The organism is Clostridium sp. CTA-5 (assembly GCF_054768135.1).
Window position 1 is genome coordinate 205,706 of the sequence record NZ_BAAAAT010000001.1, and the last position, 26,014, is coordinate 231,719.

General features: G+C 27.5%; 26 protein-coding genes and 1 other annotated feature. Of the genes, 20 read left to right on the forward strand and 6 right to left on the reverse strand.

The window, feature by feature from the left end; all coding sequences use genetic code 11:
* Positions 1–144: 144 nt before the first annotated feature.
* Positions 145–1,788 (forward strand): peptide ABC transporter substrate-binding protein, encoded by a 1,644-nt coding sequence (locus tag ACYUET_RS00845; RefSeq protein ID WP_460277167.1) that lies wholly within the window; start codon positions 145–147, stop codon positions 1,786–1,788.
* Positions 1,789–2,001: 213 nt separating this feature from the next.
* Here ACYUET_RS00845 and dapB read toward each other — a convergent pair whose 3' ends face one another.
* Genes dapB through ACYUET_RS00860 form a run of 3 tightly spaced genes read right to left on the reverse strand, consistent with a single transcriptional unit; the run spans position 2,002 to position 4,657 of the window.
* The gene (gene dapB, locus ACYUET_RS00850; protein ID WP_460277168.1) at positions 2,002–2,760 is read right to left on the reverse strand and encodes a 4-hydroxy-tetrahydrodipicolinate reductase; all 759 of its coding nucleotides are present in this window, start codon (positions 2,758–2,760) and stop codon (positions 2,002–2,004) included.
* A gap of 9 nt (positions 2,761–2,769) precedes the next feature.
* On the reverse strand, positions 2,770–3,648 hold the full coding sequence (gene dapA, locus ACYUET_RS00855; protein ID WP_460277169.1) for a 4-hydroxy-tetrahydrodipicolinate synthase: 879 nt from the start codon (positions 3,646–3,648) through the stop codon (positions 2,770–2,772).
* Between the two features lie 16 nt (positions 3,649–3,664).
* Entirely contained in the window at positions 3,665–4,657 is a 993-nt protein-coding gene (locus tag ACYUET_RS00860; protein ID WP_460277171.1) for an aspartate-semialdehyde dehydrogenase, read from the reverse strand.
* A gap of 410 nt (positions 4,658–5,067) precedes the next feature.
* On the opposite strand from ACYUET_RS00860, the gene ACYUET_RS00865 reads away from it, so the two are divergent.
* The 3 genes from ACYUET_RS00865 (at position 5,068) to hslO (ending at position 7,140) form a co-directional block, all read left to right on the forward strand.
* Positions 5,068–5,343 carry a small, acid-soluble spore protein, alpha/beta type gene (locus ACYUET_RS00865; protein WP_460277172.1) on the forward strand — a complete coding sequence of 92 codons (276 nt, stop codon included), beginning with the start codon at positions 5,068–5,070 and terminating at the stop codon, positions 5,341–5,343.
* Between the two features lie 156 nt (positions 5,344–5,499).
* Positions 5,500–6,240, forward strand: coding sequence for a class I SAM-dependent DNA methyltransferase (locus ACYUET_RS00870; protein WP_460277174.1), 741 nt, complete (start codon positions 5,500–5,502; stop codon positions 6,238–6,240).
* Between the two features lie 15 nt (positions 6,241–6,255).
* Entirely contained in the window at positions 6,256–7,140 is an 885-nt protein-coding gene (gene hslO / locus ACYUET_RS00875) for an Hsp33 family molecular chaperone HslO (protein WP_460277176.1), read from the forward strand.
* Between the two features lie 589 nt (positions 7,141–7,729).
* Here the strand turns inward: hslO and ACYUET_RS00880 are convergent.
* Complete coding sequence (locus ACYUET_RS00880) at positions 7,730–8,434, reverse strand: DUF6873 family GME fold protein (protein WP_460277178.1); 705 nt, start codon at positions 8,432–8,434, stop codon at positions 7,730–7,732.
* A gap of 308 nt (positions 8,435–8,742) precedes the next feature.
* Between ACYUET_RS00880 and ytxC the strand changes: the two genes are divergently transcribed.
* The 11 genes from ytxC (at position 8,743) to sstT (ending at position 19,838) form a co-directional block, all read left to right on the forward strand.
* Positions 8,743–9,651 (forward strand): putative sporulation protein YtxC, encoded by a 909-nt coding sequence (gene ytxC / locus ACYUET_RS00885; protein ID WP_460277180.1) that lies wholly within the window; start codon positions 8,743–8,745, stop codon positions 9,649–9,651.
* Between the two features lie 157 nt (positions 9,652–9,808).
* Complete coding sequence (infC, locus tag ACYUET_RS00890) at positions 9,809–10,330, forward strand: translation initiation factor IF-3 (RefSeq protein ID WP_460277182.1); 522 nt, start codon at positions 9,809–9,811, stop codon at positions 10,328–10,330.
* A 20-nt stretch (positions 10,331–10,350) separates the two neighbouring features.
* A complete protein-coding gene (gene rpmI / locus ACYUET_RS00895; protein WP_090089354.1) occupies positions 10,351–10,548 on the forward strand; it encodes a 50S ribosomal protein L35 in 198 nt (65 codons plus the stop codon).
* A 29-nt stretch (positions 10,549–10,577) separates the two neighbouring features.
* Entirely contained in the window at positions 10,578–10,937 is a 360-nt protein-coding gene (rplT, locus tag ACYUET_RS00900) for a 50S ribosomal protein L20 (RefSeq protein ID WP_460277184.1), read from the forward strand.
* 182 nt (positions 10,938–11,119) lie between these two features.
* The gene (locus tag ACYUET_RS00905) at positions 11,120–12,466 is read left to right on the forward strand and encodes a TrkH family potassium uptake protein (protein WP_460277186.1); all 1,347 of its coding nucleotides are present in this window, start codon (positions 11,120–11,122) and stop codon (positions 12,464–12,466) included.
* A gap of 12 nt (positions 12,467–12,478) precedes the next feature.
* Entirely contained in the window at positions 12,479–13,147 is a 669-nt protein-coding gene (locus ACYUET_RS00910) for a potassium channel family protein (protein ID WP_460277187.1), read from the forward strand.
* 16 nt (positions 13,148–13,163) lie between these two features.
* Complete coding sequence (locus tag ACYUET_RS00915) at positions 13,164–13,943, forward strand: TrmH family RNA methyltransferase (RefSeq protein WP_460277189.1); 780 nt, start codon at positions 13,164–13,166, stop codon at positions 13,941–13,943.
* Between the two features lie 225 nt (positions 13,944–14,168).
* Positions 14,169–14,388, forward strand: a binding site (T-box leader).
* Positions 14,389–14,406: 18 nt separating this feature from the next.
* Positions 14,407–14,553, forward strand: coding sequence for a hypothetical protein (locus ACYUET_RS00920; RefSeq protein WP_460277191.1), 147 nt, complete (start codon positions 14,407–14,409; stop codon positions 14,551–14,553).
* 79 nt (positions 14,554–14,632) lie between these two features.
* Positions 14,633–15,652, forward strand: coding sequence for a phenylalanine--tRNA ligase subunit alpha (gene pheS, locus ACYUET_RS00925; RefSeq protein WP_460277192.1), 1,020 nt, complete (start codon positions 14,633–14,635; stop codon positions 15,650–15,652).
* 18 nt (positions 15,653–15,670) lie between these two features.
* Positions 15,671–18,049, forward strand: coding sequence for a phenylalanine--tRNA ligase subunit beta (gene pheT / locus ACYUET_RS00930; RefSeq protein ID WP_460277194.1), 2,379 nt, complete (start codon positions 15,671–15,673; stop codon positions 18,047–18,049).
* A 568-nt stretch (positions 18,050–18,617) separates the two neighbouring features.
* Entirely contained in the window at positions 18,618–19,838 is a 1,221-nt protein-coding gene (sstT, locus tag ACYUET_RS00935; protein ID WP_460277196.1) for a serine/threonine transporter SstT, read from the forward strand.
* Positions 19,839–19,924: 86 nt separating this feature from the next.
* On the opposite strand, the gene ACYUET_RS00940 is transcribed toward sstT, so the two are convergent.
* Both ACYUET_RS00940 and ACYUET_RS00945 read right to left on the reverse strand, forming a co-directional pair.
* Positions 19,925–20,356 (reverse strand): MerR family transcriptional regulator, encoded by a 432-nt coding sequence (locus ACYUET_RS00940; protein WP_460277198.1) that lies wholly within the window; start codon positions 20,354–20,356, stop codon positions 19,925–19,927.
* Between the two features lie 574 nt (positions 20,357–20,930).
* Entirely contained in the window at positions 20,931–21,563 is a 633-nt protein-coding gene (locus ACYUET_RS00945; RefSeq protein WP_460277199.1) for a lysozyme inhibitor LprI family protein, read from the reverse strand.
* A gap of 296 nt (positions 21,564–21,859) precedes the next feature.
* On the opposite strand from ACYUET_RS00945, the gene ACYUET_RS00950 reads away from it, so the two are divergent.
* The 5 genes from ACYUET_RS00950 to ACYUET_RS00970 all read left to right on the forward strand — a co-directional run bounded on the left by ACYUET_RS00950 (position 21,860) and on the right by ACYUET_RS00970 (position 25,934).
* The gene (locus ACYUET_RS00950; protein WP_460277201.1) at positions 21,860–23,437 is read left to right on the forward strand and encodes an AAA family ATPase; all 1,578 of its coding nucleotides are present in this window, start codon (positions 21,860–21,862) and stop codon (positions 23,435–23,437) included.
* A gap of 138 nt (positions 23,438–23,575) precedes the next feature.
* Complete coding sequence (locus tag ACYUET_RS00955) at positions 23,576–23,770, forward strand: hypothetical protein (protein ID WP_460277203.1); 195 nt, start codon at positions 23,576–23,578, stop codon at positions 23,768–23,770.
* A gap of 142 nt (positions 23,771–23,912) precedes the next feature.
* Positions 23,913–24,605, forward strand: a complete 693-nt coding sequence (locus tag ACYUET_RS00960; protein ID WP_460277205.1) for a TetR/AcrR family transcriptional regulator — start codon at positions 23,913–23,915, stop codon at positions 24,603–24,605.
* 2 nt (positions 24,606–24,607) lie between these two features.
* Positions 24,608–25,390, forward strand: coding sequence for an acyl-CoA thioester hydrolase/BAAT C-terminal domain-containing protein (locus ACYUET_RS00965; RefSeq protein WP_460277207.1), 783 nt, complete (start codon positions 24,608–24,610; stop codon positions 25,388–25,390).
* Positions 25,391–25,469: 79 nt separating this feature from the next.
* On the forward strand, positions 25,470–25,934 hold the full coding sequence (locus tag ACYUET_RS00970) for a DUF6790 family protein (RefSeq protein ID WP_460277209.1): 465 nt from the start codon (positions 25,470–25,472) through the stop codon (positions 25,932–25,934).
* Positions 25,935–26,014: the final 80 nt, after the last annotated feature.

The following is a 26,014-nucleotide window of genomic DNA, read 5'->3' on the forward strand; positions in this document are numbered from 1 at the left end:
CTATATTATTTGAGAGTGTGTTACTGTAATACTCATAGCTAGATAAATATGACTATTACAGATGCTATCTGCCAGAGAGAATGATACGTTGAATTTACTAAATATTATAAATAAACTATATTTATAATTTAAGGGGGAAAAATAATGAAATTAAGCAAACTTAAGAAGTTGTGTGCTATATCTTTAGCATTAACTTTAGGAGTTTCAGTATTAACTGGATGTGGAGGAGGATCTAAAAATTCATCTGGACAAGTTTTAACATATAATTTAGCAGCTGATCCTAAAACATTAGATCCAGCGTTAAATGCATCTCTTGATGGAGGCATAGTATTAGAAAATGTTTTTGAGGGTTTATGTAAATTAGATAATAACGATAAAGCTATTCCAGGAATGGCAGAATCATGGGATATATCAAAAGATGGAACTATCTATACTTTTCATTTAAGAGATAGTAAATGGTCAAATGGAGATCCGGTTACAGCTAACGATTTTGAATATGCCTGGAAGAGAGTATTAAATCCACAAATAGCTGCAGAGTATGCTTATCAAATGTCATATATTAAAGGTGCAGATGAGTATAATAAAAATAAAGGAAGTATAGACAATGTTGGGGTTAAAGCTATTGATGATAAAACATTAGAGGTTACTTTAAACCAACCATGTTCATACTTTTTGGAATTAACAGCATTTCCTTGTTATTTTCCAGTGAATAAAACTTTAGTTGAGGGTAATGCAGAATGGGCAAATAAGGCTGAAACTTATGTTTCAAATGGACCATTTAAAATTACTGATTACAAAATAAAAGATCAAATTTTATTAGAAAAAAATCCAGAATATTATTCAAAAGATTCTGTTAAACTTGATAAGGTAGATGTTAAACTTGTTACAGAATTTACTTCTGCATGGGCAGGCTATAAATCAGGTGAGTTTGATATGGTAGATAAACTTCCAACTTCAGAAATAGAAACTGCATTAGCTGATGGAAGTGCTCAATCATTTAAAACTGTAGCTAATTACTTTTTTGTTATAAATCTTGATACAGCAAAAACAACTGCTATTGATCCAAATGCAGCAAAAGTATTGTCAGATAAAAAGGTAAGAAAAGCATTAAACCTTGCACTAGATAGAGAATCTCTTGTTAAAAATGTATTAAAAGGTGGAGAAACACCTGCTCATAGTTTTGTTACACCAGGAATAGTAGAAGGAAATGGAAAAGACTTTGCTTCGAAAGAATATTTTAAACCAGAGGGTAATTTAGAAGAAGCTAAGAAATTATTAGCAGAAGCTGGATATCCAAATGGAGAAGGTTTCCCAACATTGGTATTTACTTATAATCCTGAGGAGCCAAATACTAATGTAGCACAAGCTGTTCAAGATATGTGGAAGAATAATTTAGGAATAAATGTTCAACTTCAAAGTCAAGAATGGAAAGTATATCAAACTACAAGAACTTCAGGTCAATATGAAATAGGAAGACATGGATGGAACGGAGATTATATAGATCCTATGACATTCTTAGAAATGTGGCAAAGTGATTCTGGAATGAATGTAGCTAAATATAAGAATGAAGCATATGATAAATTAATAGATTCTGCAAGATTAGAACAAAGTCCTGAAAAAAGATTTGAATTACTTCATCAAGCGGAAGATGTGTTAATAGAAGATATGCCAATAATTCCTTTATATTATAAAGTAGATGTTAAGGGAATAAAGAATTATGTAAAAGATGTTAGGGTATCTCCACTTGGATTCGTATATTTTGATAAGGCATATATAGAAGGAAAATAATTAATATATAAAAATAGACCTAATTTTAGGTCTATTTTTGTTTTACAGAAATTTTTAAAATTTAAAGGTCGATAAAATCTAAGTTTAATAGGACATTTTTAAATTAATAATGAAATAATGTCATTATTAATTAGGTGTGACATAGACACTTCTTATAATTAAAATAGGAGACGTATAAGCCTCCTATTTTAAGAATTTCAATATCCTTTAAATTTATTTAGTTATACCTATAACATCATCCATGTTATATAAGCCTGGGTCAGATATAGTTCCCATGTATTCACAAGCTTTTAAAGCGCCGATTGCAAATACTTCTCTTGATATAGCTTTGTGAGATAGTTCTATTATTTCGCCACTTCCAGCAAATATAACATCATGATCTCCAACTATAGAACCACCTCTAATGGCATGAATTCCAATTTCATTTTCTTCTCTCTTAGATGAACCAGAACGTCCATATACAAATTTAGTTTCTTCTGCTATAGATTCCTTTATTGTATCAGCTAGTAATACAGCAGTACCACTTGGAGAATCAACTTTTTGGTTATGATGTTTTTCAATTATTTCAATATCATAGCTACCATAAAGAAGTGGTGCTACTTTTCTTAATAAAGAATTTAATAGGTTGATTCCAAGAGACATATTAGCTGAACGGAATAAAGGTAGAGTTTTACTTTTTTCATCTATTAAAGCTAAATCTTCATTTGAAAAACCAGTTGAACATATAACTAAAGGTTTTTTTGTTTTTTCAGTTAAATTTATTAAACCTGGCAAAGCATCAGCTCTTGAAAAATCTAGTAAAACGTCATAGTCTATATTTAATTCTTCAGTATTCTTATATATAGGATAAGAAGTTTCAGAAGGAAATCTATCTACTCCAGCAATTATTTCTAAATTTTTAAATTTAGTTGCACACTCAGTAATAACTTTTCCCATTTTTCCTGAACAACCATTTAATACTATTCTAATCATTTTATCACCTTATATTAATTTATTTTCTTTTAAAACAGTTTTTAATACTTCTAGATTGTTATCATCCATTTCACAAAGTGGAAGTCTTAAAGGTCCAACTTCTAAACCCATAAGATTCATTGCTGTTTTAATAGGGATAGGATTAGTTTCTATAAATAAAGTATTAGTTAAAGATAATCTATTTAACTGAATGTTTAAAGCATCACTAAACTTACCATTTAAGCAATTTGTTGTAAGCTCGTGAACTTCTTTAGGAATAACATTAGCTAAAACAGATATAACACCTTTGCCTCCAAGAGACATAATAGGCACTATTTGATCATCATTACCTGAGTATATATCTATTTTATCTTTACATAATGCTTTCATTTCAACTATTTGGCTTATATTGCCACTAGCTTCTTTTATAGCAACTATATTATTTAATTTAGATATTTCCACTAAGTCGCTAGGGGAAATATTTACACCAGTTCTACTTGGCACATTATAAAGAATTATAGGTGTTTTTACTGCATCATTTATGGCAGTAAAATGTTTCAATAAACCTTTTTTAGATGTTTTATTATAATAAGGGGTAATTACAAGTAGTCCATCAACACCAACACTTTCTGCATATTTACTCATTTCAATAGCAGAGTTAGTGTTGTTTGAACCTGTACCTGCAATTACAGGTATTCTTTTATTTACTACGTCAACAGTAAATTTAATTGTTTTTTTCTTTTCTTCTTCTGTCATTGTAGTAGCTTCACCTGTAGTACCACAAATAACTATAGCATCTGTACCTTCTTCAATATGCCACTCTAATAAATCTTTTAGCTTATCATAATTTACTCCATTATCATCAAAAGGAGTAATTATAGCTACACCTGAACCTTCAAATACTGACATTTAAATTCCTCCATTATTAATTGTTAGATTGGATCATTATTTCAGCAATTTGAATAGCATTAAGAGCTGCTCCTTTTCTTATGTTATCACCTACAACCCATAGGTTTAGGCCATTATCAACACTGAAGTCTCTTCTAATTCTACCTACATAAACATCATCTTTTCCTGAAACTAAAAGTGGTGTAGGATATTTTAATTCCTTAACATCATCATATACAGTTACACCCTTAGTGTTTCTTAATAATTCAAAAATATCTTCAATTTCAAATGGTGAGTTAAACTCAACATTTATACTTTCACTATGACTGTTTAATACTGGTACTCTTGCAGTAGTAGCAGTGATTTTCATATCAGGACAATGAAGAATCTTTCTTGTTTCTTTAATCATTTTTTCTTCTTCTTTAGTATATCCATTATCTAAAAATACATCTATATGAGGTAATATATTACCTGCTATAGGATATGGAAATTTTTTTGGTTCGATTCCTTTTAGTCCGTCTTCTAAATCTTGTATTGCTTGAACACCAGCTCCAGATACTGCTTGATAAGTTGAATAAACTATTCTTTTAATTCCATATTTATCATTTAAAGCTTTCATAATAGGCATTGCTTGAATTGTTGAACAATTTGGATTTGCAATTATTCCTTTGTGAAGTTTTATATCTTCAGGATTAACTTCAGGTACTACAAGAGGTACCTCAGGATCCATTCTCCAAGCACTACTGTTATCTATTACTACAGCACCATATGAAGCAAATATAGGTGCAAATTGTTTACTTGCATCTCCACCTGCTGAAAAAAGTGCATAATCTATATTTTTATCTTTTATATTCTTTTCACAAGTTTCCTCAACAGAATAATCCTTTCCTTTAAATTTTAATATTTTACCTTCAGATTTCTTAGAGGCGAAAAGATATAAATTTTTTACTGGAAAATCTCTTTGTTCCAAGATTTCTAAAAACTTTCTACCTACATTTCCAGTAGCCCCAACTATTGCGATATTATACACGATAATCCCTCCTAATTTATTGTTTTACAATTATACAATATACAAATACTATAGTTAAATATGATAAAAATATCAAGTGTAAGGTGAGAAATAAGTTGAAATTTTTAATATCATATTAAAGTTTAGTACATACTAATAATGTATTCAGAACATAGTATTAGTGAAATAATAAAAATAAATTAATATATATGTTCTAATCTAAGTTACTGAATTTATAATTTTTTATTTAGCTTTTATAGAAAGTAACTATGTATATTAATACTCTAATATTAGAACTATATATATAATAAATTTTTTATATAAGTTCCTTGTTATATTATTTTAGTTAATCAATAAAGTTATATATTTTATTAATACTAGTTTAATTAAAAAATTTTATTATTTATTTTTTGAGAGGAGTTGATAGATATATGAGTAGTACACCATTAAAAAAAATAATAAAATCAAAAATAAAATCAAATAAAGAACTTACAGAACTTGAAAAGATGAGAGAAAAACTTAAGTATGAAATTGCAGAAGAATTAGGTTTAAGCGATAAAGTAAATAAAGAAGGTTGGGGTGGTCTTTCAGCAGAAGAGACTGGGCGCATAGGAGGACTTATGACTAAACGAAAAAAACAACTCAAGATGCCAACTAATAATCAAATAATAGAAGGCAATGATGGTATGGAAGATGCAGAAAAATAATCTATATAGTGTGTACATTAAGACATAATAGAAATTTTTATATATTTTAAAGTAAATTTAGATAATAGGTTAAAATAAGCCATAAAGTTGACTAATTAAGTATTAAGATATAATATAATTGTTGGAATAATTATATTTAAGGATGGTTAACAACTTATGGCTTATGGAGAGTTTGCAAATATTTATGATAAATTAATATATGAAGATATAGATTATACTTTAGTTAGCAATAGAATATTAGAGCTATGTAAAGAACATGGAATAGGATATGACGATTATTTAGATTTAGCATGTGGAACAGGTAATGTTGGTGTAAATGTAGCTAAATATTTTAAAAATATTTATGCAGTAGATTTATCAGAAGATATGTTAAATGTAGCTTTTGATAAATTTAAAAAAAGCAAAATTAAAGCTAAAATAATATGTCAAGATATGTCCGATTTATCATTAAATCACAAGTTTAATCTAATAACATCTGTACTTGACTCAACTAATTATATTACAGATAATGAAGATTTAATTGAATACTTCAAAGGTGTATATAATCATTTAAAAGAAGATGGATTATTTATATTTGACATAAACTCTTATTATAAGTTATCAACTATATTAGGAAATAATATATATACATATAATTCAGATGATGTTTTCTATACATGGGAAAATGTTTTTGAAGATGAAATATTAAATATGTTTTTAACTTTTTTTGTTAAGGACAAGGATACTAGCTTATATGAAAAGTTTGAAGAAGAACATATAGAAAAAGCTTATAAGGAAGAATATATAGAAAAAGCTTTGAAGCAATGTGGTTTTAAAATGCTTGGGAAATTTGAGGGATACGTTAATAAAGACGTGGATGAAGAGAGTGAAAGAATAGTTTACGTTGTAAGTAAATAAATGGAGGCGATATTTATGAAAGATAAAATTGTTAGAGCAACAGCAAAAGAAGGTATGATTAGAATAATTGGAGGGATTACAACTAATTTAGTTAGTGAAGGAAGTAAAATACATGATTGTACTCCTGTAGCAGCTGCTGCATTAGGAAGAATGCTTACAGCTGGAACATTAATGGGGGCTACACTAAAATCTGATAAAGAATCAGTTACATTAAAAATTAATGGAGGGGGAGAAGCAAGAGGTATAACAATAACTGCTCACAATGATGCAAATGTTAAAGGCTTTATAGGAAACCCTCATATAAATAGAGAACTTAATGAAAAAGGTAAATTAGATGTTGGAGGTGCTATTGGTAAAGATGGTCTTTTATATGTAATAAAAGATTTAGGATTAAAAGATCCATATGTAGGTCAAGTACCAATATATAGTGGAGAAATTGCAGAGGATTTTGCTTATTATTTTACAGTATCAGAGCAAACACCATCAGCAGTATCATTAGGAGTTTTAGTTGATAAAGATTTATCAATAAAAGCAGCAGGTGGATTTATAATTCAAATGATGCCAGGTGCAGATCCATTATTAGCAGATTTAGTAACATATAGATTAGAAGAAATACCACCTATTACTTCATTAATATCAGAAGGAAAAACTATAGAGGAGATATTAGAATTTATTTTTGAAGGAATGGATTTAAATATATTAGATTCAATATACCCAGAATATAAATGTGATTGTTCTAGAGAAAAAGTAGAAAAGGCTTTAATCTCTATAGGAAAAAGTGATTTACAAGAAATATATGATGAAGGAAAAAATGAAGAAATAGTATGTAATTTTTGTAATACAAAATATGCATTTACAAATGAAGATATAGGAACTTTATTAAAAAATAATACAAAATAAAATATACAACGCATTGTTGCTTTATTATTTTATTTCATGTGGCTAATATAAAGTCTATATTTTGGTATAAATAGAATTATTAGTCTCAAGTTAAGCATATATGAATGATAGTTAGAAAAGATTCTGCAGGAACTAGAAGTCATATATGAATAGTACTGATTTAATTATTGAATAAAACTCAATAAATAGAAAAAGTTACTTAGAATATAGAAAAATGTGTTTTAACAAATTAATGTTAAAACACATTTTTTTTATTCATAGAGGAAGTTATAGAATTTCTAAAGAATATAACTTCCAATAAAGTTTGTTCATTAATATAAATCTTAAAATATTTATAAATAATATTACTGACCACTATAGTAAGGAACTTATATAAAAGATTATAAATGTAATAACTTAATTAGAAAATATATATGAAATGATTATAAAATTTAGAGTAAAGATTTATGCTCTAATTACCAACTGTTCATTGAAGTATGGCATAGCCACTTTAATCTTTTTTAGAAATTTATAAAAAGATTAATTAGGAACACAACAAAATTAAAATCATATTATTATATAGTGAAGATTATTAAAATAGTACTAATGTTTAAAGGGTAAGTAAACTACCTCTATCTATTAATTTACCTTTTCTTAAATAAATAGGAGATATATTGTATTTAGAGAGAAATTTTTTTATTTCATTACCCCATTTATAATTATCTAATTCACCAAAGAAAGCAATCCTATCTTTAGATATCATTCCACCAGTACCTCCTATAAATCCATAGTTTAATGAAGGAAGAACTATATCACCAGGTGGGAGTAAAAGAACATCAAAATTTAAATTAATTAAATTTTTGTAAATCCCAACATCACTGGTTATAAGTGATCTGTCATTAATAGGTAGTACAGAACATTTAGTATAACCTTGAGATACATGAATTAAATTTTTTAATTTTTGGGATTCTAAAAGGTTTTTATCAGTATATTTTAGATTGTGTATAAAATAATTATCAAGAATTAATGAGTTTAAAATTATATCTCCAGGATATGTATTAGACAAGGATGTTTTTGAAATAATATAGTTTATATTCTTATTGTTTAAGGTTTTTATAAAATTTTTACATATATTTTTTTGTAGAATTATTTTATTATTTGAGCCATTTTTTAATATATTCAATTGAATATCTGGATGTCCATTTATTGCTTCATATACATTTGGACATTTAGGAACTAATAGTGGTTCTATTTTGATTTTAATTAGGTTATCCAGTTCTTCTTTAGTTGCTCTATAATCTATAAAACAATACATAATAGTACTCCTTTAATATTAATTAAGGTACATTCAAAAAATAATAGACCAGTATGCTTACCTATTTTACGTCATACTGAGTCGGCAAATTTAGTTAATAGTTTGCTATTAACTAAACTTGTCTCATTGTCTGCCATAAAATATATGACACATATTTGGTATATTATTTTCTTTCATGTACCTAATAAAAAGTTACTACAATATTATTAAAAATACAATACCCTATTAAAATGGGAATTAAAGAATTTTTTTATTCGCATAACTCATTTGAATTTACTACATACTAATGTAAGAAGGGAGTGAAATCCATGCTTGTTTTAAAATTAGCTTATAATGAGGAATTAGATTTTGTCAGTGAATTACAAGAGCTAAGAGAATTACTAAAGAAAAAAGATATAATAATAGGATTAGTAGAAAGTATTGAAGGAGAAACTCATATTATTAAAATTATTTGTGAAGAAGAATCGTATAATGAAAAAATAGAAGATATAATTAATTTATATGTAAGTAATATTTTATATAGAATAGTAATTGATAATTATAGAAAAAAAGAGATGCTTGAATTTTTGACAGAAAGTTATTTTTTCTTAAAACAAGATGAAATATTAGAAGTAGAAGATAAGATAATAAAAATCTTAAAATGTGAAGAGTGTTTAAAAGATATAAATTCTGTATACTATTTAAATAAAATGAACGGAATAGTTGAAGAAATAAGAGAATGTATAAAAGAAAAACAAGAAATTAATATAAATGGTTTTATTACATTTAGAATGAGAAAACTTAGAGAAGATATAGAAAAAATAATACAAAAAGTTGTAGAAGACTTTATAGTTGAAAAAGAATATCAGGAATTTGTAAAATTATTAAAATATTTTGTTGATATACAAGAGTGTAAAATAGATTTGATAAATATAATAATAGAAGATGATGGAGGATATATAGTAACAGATAATAATGAAAAAGATTTGTTGAAAAATTTTATGCAAGAATTTGCTGATTGTAAAAGAATAAGTGATGTAAGTACTGAAGATGTATTAATAAGTGGACTAATCACAAATACTCCAAAAAAAATCATCATTCATAAAAAAGAAAATTCTACGAATAAAGAATTTTTAGAAACTATAAATAGTGTCTTTGGTGAAAGAGTTGAATATTGTTCTGGGTGCAATAAATGTATAAATAAAAAAATAAATGTAAAAAGTATTGACACATTATAAGAGAAATGATAGAATAATTTTTGTCAAGAAGAAACATAGCCGTTTCTCACCGTACAGTTTAAAGTTACTAGTATGGTTAATATCTCTAGATTCAAAGTAGTGATAATACAAGACGGCAATGTTGCCGTCTTTTTATTATGTATATAGCTATTCGGAGGTGAAAAGTATTAGTAAAGATTATTTTATTAATGAAGAAATAAGACAAAAGGAATTAAGAGTAGTTGCAAATGATGGATCTCAACTAGGTGTAATATCTTCAAGAGAAGCTATGAAGATAGCAGAAGAACAAGAGTTAGATTTAGTTATGATTTCACCAAATGCAAACCCTCCAGTTTGTAAGATAATGGACTTTGGTAAGTTCATATATGAGCAATCTAAAAAAGAAAAAGAAGCAAAGAAAAAACAAAAAGTTATAAGCATCAAAGAAGTAAGAGTTGGTCTTACAATAGAAGAACATGATATTGAAATAAAAGCAAAAAATGCTAGAAAGTTCTTATTAGATGGAGATAAAGTTAAAATCACTGTTAGGTTTAGAGGTAGAGAGATGGAACTTACTCATATTGGGCAAAGGATTCTCGATAACTTCGCAAATAAATTACAAGATGTCTGCCAAATAGAAAAACATCCTAAAAAGGAAGGCAGAAATATGACAATGGTTTTAGGCCCTAAAAAGGCATAACTTGAGAGGAGGATTTTATCATGCCAAAAATGAAAAGTCATAGAGGTGCAGCAAAAAGATTTAAGAAAACAGGAACAGGAAAACTTAAGAGAGCTAAAGCTTTCAAGAGCCATATCCTAACTAAGAAAAGTTCTAAAACAAAGAGAAATCTTAGAAAAGCTGGCTACGTGTCAAAATCACAAGAAAAAGTAATGAAGAAATTATTACCATATCTATAATTAACGATAGATTACAGGAGGTTTAAAGCATGGCAAGAGTAAAAAGAGCAAAAAACGCTCGTAAGAATCATAAAAAAGTTTTAAAACTTGCAAAAGGATACTACGGTGGAAAGAGTAAGTTATTTAAAACTGCTAACGAATCAGTAATTAGAGCATTAAGAAATTCTTATGTTGGAAGAAAAAATAAGAAGAGAGATTATAGAAGACTATGGATTGCTAGAATAAATGCAGCAACAAGAATGAATGGTCTTTCATATTCAAAATTCATGAATGGAATTAAATTAGCAGGAATTGATATAAACAGAAAAATGTTATCAGAAATAGCTATAAATGATTCAAAAGCGTTTGCAGATTTAGTAGAAGTTGCTAAAAAACAAATAAACGCTTAGTATAAAATGCGACTTAGGTCGCATTTTATTTATATATTCAAGAATTATTATGTAGATAAAATTATCTAATAATTCTTTAATATATAACATATAGCAAAATGGTATATAAAAAATAGAAAGAATAAAATATTATTTAAATTATATTTGATAAGGTGAAAAAATTAACCTTTAGGGGTGAGTATATGTCAAAGTTTTTAACTAAAAAGGTACGACTTAATGCTGTACAAGTATTATCATTAGGTTTTGCAATAGTAATATTTATAGGGGCTCTTCTATTAACCTTACCTATTTCATCAGCTTCTGGTGTATATACAAATTTTATAGATGCTATTTTTACATCAACATCCGCAGTTTGTGTTACAGGACTTATTACGTTAGATACAGGGACTTATTGGAGTCCTTTTGGACAAACAGTAATTATCCTTTTAATAGAGATAGGCGGTCTAGGATTTATGTCTCTTACAACTTTTATAGCAATATTGTTTGGAAAGAAAATAACACTAAGGGACAGATTGCTTATGCAAGAGGCTATGAACACATTTAATATTGAAGGTTTAGTAAGAATGGTTCAGTATGTATTTGCCTTAACATTTTCTGTTCAGTTTTGTGGGGCACTATTGTTATCAACGCAATTCATACCACAGTTTGGAATTATAAAAGGTAGTTTATACAGTTTATTTCATTCTATATCTGCTTTTTGTAATGCAGGATTTGATTTGATTGGTAATTTTAATAGTTTGGTTGGATATTCAAGCAATGTGGTTATACTTTTAACAATAAGTTCATTAATTATTATTGGAGGATTAGGATTTACAGTTTGGCTTGAAATATATAATTATAAAGGAGCAAAAAGACTATCTGTTAATTCTAAAATGGTTCTTTTAGTTACAGCTGGATTAATAATAGGGGGATTCTTATTACTATTAATTTTTGAATATAACAATCCGAATACATTTGGAAATATGAATTTTAAAGACAAAATTCTAAATGCATATTTCGCATCTGTATCTCCAAGAACAGCAGGTTTTAATAGTGTATCTACTGATGGAATGTCTATGTCAGGAAAATTAGTAACAATATTCTTAATGTTTATTGGAGGATCATCAGGATCTACAGCAGGAGGATTAAAAACGGCTACATTTGGTATTTTAATGTTTACTGTAATTTCTGTATTAAGAGGAAGAGAAGATACTGAAGTTTTCAAAAGAAGATTTTCAAAAGATATAGTTTACAGAGCTTTTACGTTACTTGTTATTGCAATGATGTTAGTAATGGGAGTTACCATGATTTTAACAGTAACAGAACCAGATCAATCATTTATAAATTTACTTTATGAAGCAACATCTGCTTTTGGAACAGTAGGATTAACTACTGGAGTAACTCAACAGTTATCAACAGTAGGTAAAATAATAATAGCAATCACAATGTATTGTGGTAGAGTAGGACCAGTAACAGTAATTTTAGCATTGGTAAGTAAAAAGAAAAAAACAGGATATAAATATCCTGAAGCGAAGATATTAATAGGTTAGGAGTGACTTGATTTGACAAACAAACAATTTGTTGTAATTGGACTTGGAAGATTTGGGTCTTCTGTTGCAGAAACTTTATATGAATTAGGGAATGATGTTTTAGTAATTGATAAAGATGAAGACATAATACAAGAAATTTCTGATAATGTTACTCATGCAGTACAAATGGATGCTACTGATGAAAGTGCTTTAAGGACATTAGGTCTTAGAAATTTTGATGTTGCAATAGTTACTATAGGGGCTAATATACAAGCAAGCGTTATGGCAACATTACTTGTTAAAGAGTTAGGCGTCAAGTATATAATAGCTAAAGCAAATAATAAAATACACTCTAAAGTATTATATAAAATTGGTGCTGATAGAGTAATTTTACCAGAACAAGATATGGGAGTTAGAGTAGCACATAATTTAGTTTCATCAAGTATACTAGATTATATTGAATTATCTCCAGATTATAGTATAATGGAAATTCAAGCATTAGAAGAATGGAACGGTAAGAGCTTAAGAGATATAAAATTAAGAAGTCAATATGGAATAAATGTTATGGCAATTAAAAAAGGTGATGATATAAATATTTCTCCTTATGCAGATGATATTGTAAATGCTAATGATATAATAGTTGCCATAGGATCAGCAAAAGATTTAAGTAAGCTTGAGGGTATGATAGTAAGATTAAATTAATTGAGGTGTATATACTTTGATTTTTATTGAAAGTAAAGATAATAATTTATATAAAGATACTAAAAAATTAAAAGATAGAAAAAATAGAAATAAAAATAATAAGTATGTTATTGAAGGTTTTAGATTAATTGATGAAGGATTTAAGGCAAATTTAGATATTGATTATTTAATGCTAACTAAGAATGCATATGAAAAAATAGAAACTTATCTTGGAGACGAAATAAAAGATAAGGTGAAGATATACTGTATTTCAGATAACTTATTTAAAGATTTAACATCTACAGAAAATCCACAAGGTATAATAGCTGTGACTAGTATGAAACAGAAGAAATTTGATGTTTCAGGAGATTTTTATTTATTTTGTGATAAACTGCAAGATCCAGGAAATATGGGAACAATAATTAGGACTGCACATGCTGCTGGAGTAAATGGGATAATACTTTCAAAAGGAACAGTTGATATATATAATGAAAAGACAATAAGAGCAACTATGGGTTCACTTTTTTATCTTCCTATTTATTATGATGAAGATTTATCATTAATAAAAAACTTAAAGCAGGATGGATTTAAATTAGTAGTAACTTCACTTGAAAGTAGTGAAGATTTCTTTAAAGAAGAATTATCAGGGAAAATAATATTAACTGTTGGTAATGAAGGAAACGGTGTTTCAGAAGAGGTCTTGAACTTAGCAGATAGTAGAGTGAAAATTCCTATGCCAGGAGGAGCCGAATCTTTAAATGTAGCAATAGCCACATCAATTATAATTTATGAAAAGGTACGACAAAATTCTATTTAAGGTACATTCAAAAAATAATAGACCACTCTGCTTGTTTATTTTGCGTCATACTTTGTCGCCAAGTTTCACTAATAGTTCACTATTAGCGAGCCTTAGCTTCTCGTCTGACACAAAATATACAGCGTATTTTTGATTTATTATTTTCTTTCATGTGCCTAAACAAAATTTGGATTAATCTATTGAAATTAAATTGGTTTATTTGTATAATGATATAGAATTAAATAATAAAAGACTATGAACGAGAGAGTAGATATTAAGAAATTTGTAGGGAGAAAAAGCCATAGACTGAAAGCTTTTTTAAATGAAATAGTATTGAAGTTCACTCGGGAGTCCTAACTGTGAAATTTTAAAGTAGTAGTTAGCGGTAATACCGTTAAAATATTAAGTTGGATTCTTATATTATAAGTTTCAATTAGGGTGGTAACGCGGATAATTCGTCCCTTTTATTAGGGATGGATTTTTTTTGCTTAAAAATAAGGCACATTCAAAAAATAATAGACCAGTATTTTCATCTATTTTGTGTCATACTGCGTCAGAAAATTTAGCTAATAGCTCACTGTTAAGTGAAGTTGCTTCCTTGTCTGACACAGAATATAGAACACATCTTTGATCTATTATTTTATTTCATGTGCCTAACACGGTACTTAATATTAATTAAAAATATTACCAATATTGAAAGGAGAAAAGAAATGAAAGAAAAACTTAAAGAAATTCAAGAAGCTGCATTGAAAAAACTTGAAAGTGTTTCAAAAAGCAGTGAATTAGAAGAAATAAGAGTTAAATTCTTAGGAAAAAAAGGAGAACTTACTACAATATTAAGAGGCATGGGTAGTGTATCACCTGAAGAAAGACCTCTAATAGGTAAATTAGTTAATGAAGCAAAAAGCATATTAGAAGATAAAATAGAGCTAATTGCAAGTGATATAAAACAAAAAGAAAAACAAAAGAAACTTTCTAGTGAAGTTATAGATATTTCTCTTCCAGGAAAGAAGAAGGTAATAGGAAAAAGACATCCATTAGATTTAACATTAGAAAGTATGAAGGAAATTTTTATTTCAATGGGATTTACTATTGAAGAAGGTCCAGAAGTAGAACTTGATCATTATAATTTTGAAGCATTAAATATTCCAAAGGATCATCCAGCAAGAAGTGAGCAAGATACATTCTATATAAATGATAATATAGTTTTAAGAACGCAAACTTCTCCAGTTCAAATTAGAACAATGGAAAAACAACAACCACCAATAAAGATGATTTCTCCAGGAAAAGTTTATAGATCAGATGCAGTTGATGCAACTCATTCACCTATATTCTATCAAATGGAAGGTTTAGTTATAGATAAAGGAGTTACTTTTGCAGATTTAAAAGGAACTTTAGAACTATTTGCTAAAAAGATGTTTGGCGATAAAGTTGTAACAAAATTTAGACCACATCATTTCCCATTTACAGAACCATCAGCTGAAATGGATGCAACTTGTTTCGTATGTGGAGGAGAAGGTTGTAAAGTATGTAAAGGCAGTGGATGGATAGAAGTACTAGGATGCGGAATGGTACATCCAAACGTATTAAGAAATTGTGGAATAGATCCTGAAGTTTATAGCGGATTTGCATTTGGATTTGGTGTTGATAGAATGGTAATGCTTAAGTACGGTATAGATGATATCAGATTATTATATGAAAGTGATATGAGATTTTTAAATCAATTCTAAACTACGGAGGTAAGAAATATGAAGATACCATATAATTGGTTAAAAGATTATGCAGAAATAAATGTAAGTCCAAAAGAATTAGGAGATAGATTAACTTTATCAGGTTCACAACTTGAAGAAGTAATTGTTCAAGGAGATGTAATACAAAATGTAGTTACAGGAAAAATTGTAAAGATTGAAAAACATCCAGATGCGGATAAATTAAGTATTTGTCAAGTGGATATTGGAACTGAAGAAATACAAATAGTAACTGCAGCAACTAATATGAAAGAACAAGATGTTGTGCCTGTTGCTTTACATGGTTCAGTCTTAGCAGATGGAACTAAAATTAAAAAAGGAAAACTTAGAGGTGTTGTTTCAAATGGTATGTTCTGCTCAGAAGAAGAATTAGGAACAGCAGGAGATGAGCCGGTTCATGGTTTATTAATATTACCAACTGATACTGAATTAGGTAAAGATATTAAAGAAGTTTTAGGATTAAATAAGGCAATATTAGATTTTGAAATAACTTCAAATAGACCAGATTGTTTAAGTATGATAGGTATGGCAAGAGAAGCAGCTGCAACTTTAAGAACTTCTTATAAAATGCCTAATTTAGAATACAAAACTTCAAATTCATCTAATATTAATGATGATCTTAAGGTTGAAATAAAAGATGAACTTTGCAATAGATATATGGCAAGAGGAGTTAAGAATGTTAAAATTGCACCATCACCAGGTTGGATGCAAGAAAGGTTACTTGAAGCAGGTGTAAGACCTATAAACAATATTGTTGATATAACAAATTTTGTTATGTTAGAAATAGGTCAGCCAATGCATGCTTTCGATAGAAGAGAGCTTACAAATAATAAAATAGTTGTAGAAAGAGCGAATGATAAAGAAAAGTTTACAACTTTAGATGAAATTGAAAGAGAATTAGATAGCTCTATGCTTTGTATTAAAGATGGAGATAGAACAGTAGCTCTTGCTGGAATAATGGGTGGTTTAAACTCAGAAGTTAAAGATGATACTATAGAAATTGTTTTTGAATGTGCAAATTTTGATGGAACTAATATAAGAGTAAATTCTAAAAGATTAAATTTAAGAACAGAAGCTTCTGCTAGATTTGAAAAAGACATTGATCCAAACTTAGCACAATTAGCATTAGATAGAGCTTGTGCTTTAGTATGTGAGCTAGGTATTGGAGAAGTTATGGAAGGTACTATAGATATCTATCCTAATAAAAAGGAAGTAGGAAACTTAGTTGTTGATTCTAATTGGATAAATAAATTCTTAGGTACAGATATTTCTAAAGATGAAATGAAAAAGGCTTTAGATAGTTTAGAGATATTAACTGAAATAGATGGAGATAATCTAGTATTAAAAACTCCTACATTTAGAATAGACCTTGCAATTAAAGAAGATATTGCAGAAGAAGTTGCTAGAATTTATGGATATGATAAGATTCCTACAACAATATTTAAGGTTTCTACTGAAAGAGAATCTAAATACAGAAAAGAAGTATTAGATGATAACATAATACTACTTGCAACTGGAAGTGGATTAAATCAATCTATCAGTTATTCATTTGTATCACCAAAAGTATTTGATAAGGTTAATTTATCAGAAGATAGTGAACTTAGAAATGTAGTTAAGATAAAGAATCCATTAGGAGAAGATTACAGTGTTATGAGAACAACAACACTTCCTTCAATTATGGAATCTTTAGAAAGAAATTATGCTAGAAATAACGATTTTGTTAGATTATTTGAAATGGGAAAAGTATATATTCCAAATGAAGATGAAACAAAACTTCCAACTGAAAAGAATATATTAACTATTGGAATCTATGGTGATTGTGATTACTTAGATTTAAAAGGAATAGTTGAAAATATACTTGAAGGCTTAGGAATAAATAATGCAAATTATGTAAGAGAAAGTGACAATTCAAGTTATCATCCAGGAAAAACAGCAGCATTAATGCTTGGTAAGAATAAGGTGGGTGTGTTTGGAGAAGTTCACCCAGATGTTACAGACAACTATGGATTAGATGTCCCTTGCTTTGTTGCAGAAATAAATCTAGATGTTTTATATGAAAATGCTGAAATAGCTAGAAAATATAAAGCACTTCCAAAATTCCCAGCAGTAACTAGAGATATTGCATTATTAGTTGATGATGAAGTCTTAGTTCAAGAAATTGATCAAACGATAAGAAAAGCTGGTGGAAATATTGTTGAAAAGGTAGAGTTATTTGATATATATAAAGGAAAACAAATACCTGAAGGCAAAAAGAGCATAGCTTATGCAATTGCATATAGAGATGAAAATAAAACTTTAACAGATAAAGAAGTTAATAAGACACATGATAAGATATTAAGATCTTTAGAATATAAACTTGGAGCAACTTTAAGAGATTAATTTAATATACCCAAAAGTACTAGTTCATGCTTTTTAAACTGTACGCTTTGTGAAGGACAGTTTAAAAAAGAGTAGACTAATTTAGAAGATGATTTCTGTATTGAACAGAAGTCATCTTTTTTTATTTTATTACTCTCTATAATTATTATGATAATCTATTTAGAGAGTTTATGTGTTTCCTTTATAGATGTTGGAACTGTTGCTACTTTAATGACAGTAAACAAGTGCTTCAAAATACATTAGAATTTAATAAAATAACTATATTTCCGATATTAAAATATCATAATCTAAGAATAGAATTAGATAATTTTTATGATTTTTAAATTTTAATTGATTGTTTTAGAAAGCTGAAAGTAAAAAGAGGAATTTAACGTGATGGTAAAATGAATTATTTTAAGTATACTAAATATGTATTTGAAATAACAAAAGAGGAAATCTCATAAGAAAGTTAAAAAAGTTTTTCTCACAAAGACTGTATAAAAAAATATGGTTCTATTGTTAAAAAAACATTATTGTGATATTATTTTATTGTATTTTTTAACACTAAGATAAAAATAAGGGGGGCAAAATGAAAAAATTAATAGAAAAATGGAATAATATAAGTTTAGTTAAAAGAATCATATTCGGTCTAATATTAGGAATAATAATTGCATTAACAATCCCAGATTTAGGAGCACCAATATCGATACTTGGATCATTATTTGTAGGTGCATTAAAAGCAATAGCTCCATTATTAGTATTTTTCTTAGTAATGTCTGCACTTTCTCAGTTTAAGGAAGGTAAAAAGACTAACATGAAGTCAGTTATATTATTATATCTTTTAGGAACACTTTCAGCAGGAGTAGTTGGAGTTATTGGTAGCTTTCTATTCCCTATTAAATTAGTTCTTACTACAAGTGTAGATAATTTAACACCACCAAGTGGAGTAGGAGAAGTATTAAATAATTTATTAATGAGTATAGTATCTAATCCAGTTAGCGCACTTTCTAATGCTAATTATATAGGAATATTATTTTGGGCAGTAATTTTAGGATTTGCTCTAAAAAATGCTAATGAAGGTTCTAAGGAACTTATAGCAAACCTTTCAGATGCTATATCACATGTTGTAAGATGGATAATCAATTTAGCACCATTTGGAATAATGGGACTTGTATTTGATAGTATATCTAAGCAAGGGATAGAATCATTAATTAAATATGGACAATTGATATTAGTACTAGTTGGGTGTATGGCATTTTTTGCTTTAGTAGTAAACCCAATAATAACTTTTATATTAATACATAAAAATCCATATCCACTTGTTATTAAATGTTTAAAAGATAGTGGTATTACAGCATTCTTCACTCGTAGTTCAGCTGCTAATATACCTGTAAATATGGCATTATGTGAGGAACTTGGACTAAATGAAGATACGTATTCAATTTCTATACCACTTGGAGCAACTATAAATATGGGTGGTGCTGCTATAACTATATCAGTATTAGCACTTGCTGCAACTCATACTCTTGGTATAAATGTAGATCTTGGTACAACTATAATATTAACTATATTATCAGCTGTCAGTGCATGTGGAACTTCAGGAGTAGCGGGGGGATCATTATTATTAGTACCACTTGCTTGTAGTTTATTTGGTATTCCAAATGATATTGCTATGCAAGTAGTTGGTGTTGGATTTGTAATTGGTGTTATACAAGATTCTTGTGAAACTGCACTTAATTCTTCAACAGATGTACTTTATACTGCAGTAGCTGACTTTGCACAAAGACGTAGGTTAGAATTACAACAATAGTTTAAAAAAACTCTTACTTGTATTAAATGTACAAGTAAGAGTTTTCTTTTTATTATAATAAATAGATTAATGATTGTCCCTATTTATTATTTATTTGAGTTTTCATTTAGAAATTTCATTGCAAGTTCATCTTTTAATCCAGGCACATTAGTGGTTCCATTTTCTTTGGCGATTCTATAAAATTCACATTTATAATTAATGCTATGCAAAGCTTTCTGCAAAGTAGCAATTTTCTGTTCTGTCTTTTTTTTCTGATTAAGGAACAATTCATATCTTAAGTCAATAGTGGAATCTCCTTCTTCGCACCATTCAAAAAATTGTTTGATATCCTTAAGTGGCACACCTGTATTTTTTAAACATTCTATCATTCTTAGACATTCTATGTCTGTATCATCAAATACTCGTATGTTTCCAGAAGTTCTATTTACAAGAGGAAGAAGTCCTTCTTTATCATAGTAACGTAGGGCTGATATTGATATATTTAACATTTTAGATATCTCACCAATGGAATAATTCATAAAGTACCTCCAAAAATATTTTTAAATTTTTCATAAAAAGGGTTGACCTAAAGTTAGGTTTAGGTATTAGCATATAAATATATTAAGTCATTTAAGAAGATTTTGCAATAATAAATCAAATTTTATTAGTTAACTAAAACTATATTTGAATATGATAAATGGCTTACATCAAGTGATGTAAGCCTATAATTATATTATAAACTGTAAAATTCTTATTTTGATTTAAATATTTTATATTTCATAATCTTACTAACAATAAAGAAAATTAATAATATTATTATAAATAATTTATCACTTATAACATTTAATCTTAAAAATAAACCTAAAATTATAATTATTATTCCTAAAATAGAATAGTACAATTTATATAAATATATGTTATTTTTATTTGGAAATATATTGGCCATTAAGATATTCAATAATCCTAATAACATTGTAATTATCCCTAATGTTCCAATTGACAAGATATCATCTCCTACAAATTAATATATATCAGATTTATATTCTAATTAATTGTAAAAAATATCTCAATAGATAATTTTGTATTTGCAGAAAATTTTTCTTTTTTTAAACTTTATTTCATGTATTTTTCAACTAATTCATAACATCTTTCCTTAGTTGTTTCTGCTAAACTTAAAGTATATATGTATGGATATATACTTCCACCTTCATAAGGTGATGAGTCATTTTTAGCTGTATTATCTCTACATGATATCCATTTAATTTCTTCATTCTCTAATTTCTTCATATCATCAGATGATAATTGCTTTTTTAATACACCATATATTTCATTTAATGCATCATCCCATCTTTTATGTCTTTCACCTGCTGCTGAAACCATATTTGCAGTAATACCTGTAGCATCCTTTTCATCTAAATCCTTCATTCCTAATTTAATAATATCTAGTTTATTTATATATATCTGTTTTGTACTTTCCTGTGTTTTTTGGGTCTCATTATTTTCTTTTACTGTTTTATCTTTATTATTTGTTACTTTACTGTTTTCAACAGTCTTAGCATTTGATTTAGTATCTGAATCATTATTTGCTTCAGTTATATCATTTTGATTAGTTTTGCTATTTTCATTAGATACATTTTCTTGTTGTTCATTTTTAGGAGGAATATCCTTATTACTGTTTGTACACCCTATAAGGTTAAAACCTGTTAATCCTATTAAAACTAAACACATTATTACTTTTTGCTTCATTAGAAATTCTCCTTAGATATTAATATAAATTTTAATTATAAGATTATGTTTTTAAAATATCAACATTTACTTAAAACATAAATATGATAAATTCTTTTATGTACCTTATATAATAGCATATTTTCACAAATATTTTAGTTTTTAGAAAATAAAGATTATCAAAAAAGATTTTCAGACAAAATGGCAGCAGGAGAAGCAAAATTAAAAGGCATGTTTAAAAGAATGATATTAAGCTAATGATATTAAAAGTATATTGGCTTATGTTATAATAAGTATACTGTAATGAGAAACAAACTATGGAAGGAGATGATAGTTTGACTATGTATTTAAACACAGATAGGCCACTAAAAAATTATAAAGAACTTATGAATGAAAAGTACTTTGTAGATAAATCACTAATAATAAAATTATTAAATGAAAAAATATCAACTAAGAGCAAGTACGTATGTGTTACAAGACCAAGGCGGTTTGGAAAATCAAGTGTTGTAGATATGCTTGGATCATATTATTCTAAGGCAGTAGATTCAAAAAAAATTTTTGATAAGCTTAAAATAAGTAAAGTTAATAGTTATGAAGAACATCTAAATAAATATAATGTAATTAATATATCTTTTAATGCAATATCTGAAATTGGAAACACCTATGATGATTATATTAAGATGATAAGAGATACAATAAAAAAAGATATCGTTGAAAAGTATCCACATATTAATCCAGAGGAGTATTTTAATTTAAGCTCTATGTTATATGATACTAAGGATGAATTTATTTTTATATTTGATGAGTGGGATTATATTTTCACTAATAATCTTTTTGAAGAAAATCAAATTGATTTCTTAGAATTTTTAAGAAACCTTTTAAAAGATCAACCATATGTGGCACTTTGCTATATGACAGGGGTTTTACCAATTAAAAAATATTCAAGTGGTTCTGCACTTAATATGTTTGATGAATATACATTCTTAAGAGATAGGAGTTTTGGAGAATTTTTTGGTTTTACTGAAGAGGAAGTAAAGACTCTATGTACAATAAATGGTGAGATAAGCTTTGAAGAACTTGAAAGCTGGTATAATGGATATTTAACAGCATTAGGAATCAAAGTATATAATCCTAGATCAGTTGTTAAAGCACTACAAAATAACCATTGTGAAAGTTATTGGACTAATACAGGTGCTATGGACGAGGTATCAGAGTATCTTAAGTATAATACTTTGGAAATTAGAGATGATGTTATAGAAATGGTGTCTGGTGAAGAAATTGATATTATAATTGATGAAGAGTTTAGAGCAGGGCAAGGAGCTCCAAGAAACAAGGAAGAAATTTATTCAGCTATGATAGTGCTTGGATTTTTATCATATAATGATGGATATTTAAAGATTCCTAATAAAGAATTAATGAAAGAGTTTGAAAAAGCTTTAAGAGATAAATCTTTTGGATATGTTTCAAAGATAATAGAAAATTCTAAGAAAATGTTAAAATCAACAGTTAAGGGGGATACAAAAGTTATAGAAGAAATCCTTCATGATATTCATAACTCAGAAATTCCAGTTTTACAGTATAATGATGAAAATAGCCTGTCTTGTGTTTTAACTTTAGCATATCTCTCTGCTAGAGATACTTATAGAGTAGAGCGTGAGGAAAAGACGGGGAAAGGTTATGCTGATTTTACTTTTCATCCAAGGCGAAAGAATGATATTCCTTTTATTGTTGAACTTAAAAAAGATGAATTACCAGAAGTAGTAATAAAACAAATCATAGAAAAAGAATATGTAGAAAAATTCAAGAAAGAAAATGAAGGTAAAAAAGTATTAGCTGTAGCGATATGTTATGATTCAAAGAAGAAGGAACATAAGTGTAAAATTCAAGCAATTTAATTAGAATAATATAGATTCTATTTATAAAGAAATAATATCAACTTTGTAGTGTTAGGCATTAGTATAACTTGCCTAACACTATTTTTATAAGTGAAAATGCCATTTAGAAGTTATTTATATTTGAATGGAGGAAAGAATGTGAGGAGAAAAATAATTTATGAAAAAGCCATACATTTATTGAATGAAAGCAATACACTTGCATTATCAGTCGTTGATGAAAATAATTATCCTAACATTTATCCAATGGAAAAAGTGATTTCAGTAAATTTGAATATTGTAATAAGTGAGAGATTTTGCATTTTTACAATGAAACCTACGACTGTTCATATATAGTTTAAATAGCTATATATGGACAGTCTTTTTTTTGGTAGCTCAACTGATACACATTATTATTTTTAAAAAATATATTGATATTTTTTATTGAACGGAATATAATGAATCTGAATTCAGATTCATTATATAGGAGGAAAATGTTATGAAAGACATTAATTCTAATAAACCAGAAAGCAAAAGTGCTATAAAAAGAAAAGCCATAATTGAAGCGGCGGCAAGAGTTTTTTCCGAAAAAGGATACATAGATTCTTCAATAAAAAACATAACTGATGAAGCCTCTGTAGCCGTAGGTACTTTTTATACTTACTTTAATAACAAAGAAGAAGTCCTAGAACAAATTTACGAAGATATTTCATATATGAGTTTGAAAATAGCTTCGGATGTTTCTATGGATGAAAATGCTAATGTCATTAAAAAATTTACTTTAGCAATGACTTGTGCAATTTGCATATATGTAAAAAATAGGGATCTATCAAAAATACTGTTTGTAAGGTCTATGGGAATAAATGAATTATTTGAGAAGAAACGCTGGGAGATACTAGACAGGACAAATGTTTTTTTAAGAGATATATTAGAGCATTTAAAAACAATGCACTTATCTAATATTCATGATATAAATGTAACTTCAGTTTTGCTTACTCAAAGTATATTTGGTGTTGTAACATACTTGCTTGAAGAAAGGCTTACAAGTGATTTGAAAGATGTAATCTTTACTTTATGTACTTATCATCTTAAAGCTTTAAATATAAATTTTACAGATAACGAAGTAAATCAATATATTAACCAAGTGCTTTCATCAGATTATGAAAACTTTATTAAATACGAGGAGAGGTAGTTATGAAAGAATATCGTTCAAAAGAAATTTATGGTGATTTTTATGAAAATGATAGTAAACCATTAGTTGTTATCTTAGGTGGAAGTAGACCAGGGCTTCCGGCTCCATTAAGTGAAGAACTATTGAATTATTTAAAACAGAATTATAATGTTTTATTACTAGCATATTTTGGGGTTGGGGATCTCCAAAAAACTTTAGAAAGAGTTCCTATGGAATACTTTGTGAATGCTATTAATTTTATTAAAGAAAAATATAAAATAGCTGATAATCAAGTAGTTGTTATTGGGCAATCAAAAGGAGGAGAAGCAGCTTTGCTATTATCGAATTATATGCAATCAGAAATTACGATTGCTTGTGTTGCTAGTTGTTATGTATTTCAAGGTTTACCAGTTACTCCTGTTAGTATGAAATCTCCTAAACCTTCATGGTCATTGAATAATGAGAATTTACCATATATTAAATTTTACTATGATGAAAATGTTATGAAAGAGGCAGAAAATAAGGATTATTGTAAATGTTATGAAATGTCTATAGAAAATAATTTTAATAAAGATGCATTGATTAATATTGACAAATATAAAGGAAAAATATTATTTCTTTCAGCTGAAAATGACAAGTTCTGGCCAAGTAAAAAAATGAGTAATATTTTAGTTGAAAATAGCAAGAATAAAAACAATATCAACCATATTACTTTAGATTTAGATGGGCATTACTTTTTAAATTATGAGCAATCAGTTAATGAAATAATTAACTTTTTAAAGATAAATACTCCATTTGCTGGTTAACATTTAAACTGATTTTAATATAAAAAATGAGAATGTATAAATAATATTAATAAGGAGTATAGAGAGGAATTGTATAAATATGATATTTTTTATTTTTTGGTTGATAGGAATAATAGTAGGAATTATAACAACAATAATCAATCCTACAATAAGAACTGTACAAGCAATATCTACAAATTTGTTGTTTTATCAATTAGTAATAACATTAACTTTAACAGGTGTACAAGGTTTTTTAGGACATGTATTTAAATCAGATATGGTAGCAGAGTATATAGGTTGGGAAAAAGGAAGTCCATTTCAAAAAGAGTTAGGATATGCTGAATTAGGATACGGAATTGCAGGTGTATTATGTATATGGATGGGTAGAGATTTTTGGTTAGCAACAATAGTAATAATCAGCCCATTATTTATTGGTGCTACAATAGTACATTTAAAAGAAATGATAAAAAATAAAAATTTTAAGCCTGGAAATTCTATTATATTATTGCCTGACTTAATTATACCACTATCACTAATTGTATTATATTTTATATCAGCATTTTAGTTAATATTAATAGTAGTATTAACTTTATTTCATAATGTTCTTATATTGTTAATCAACAAGAGGTGAAAATGCTGTATCAC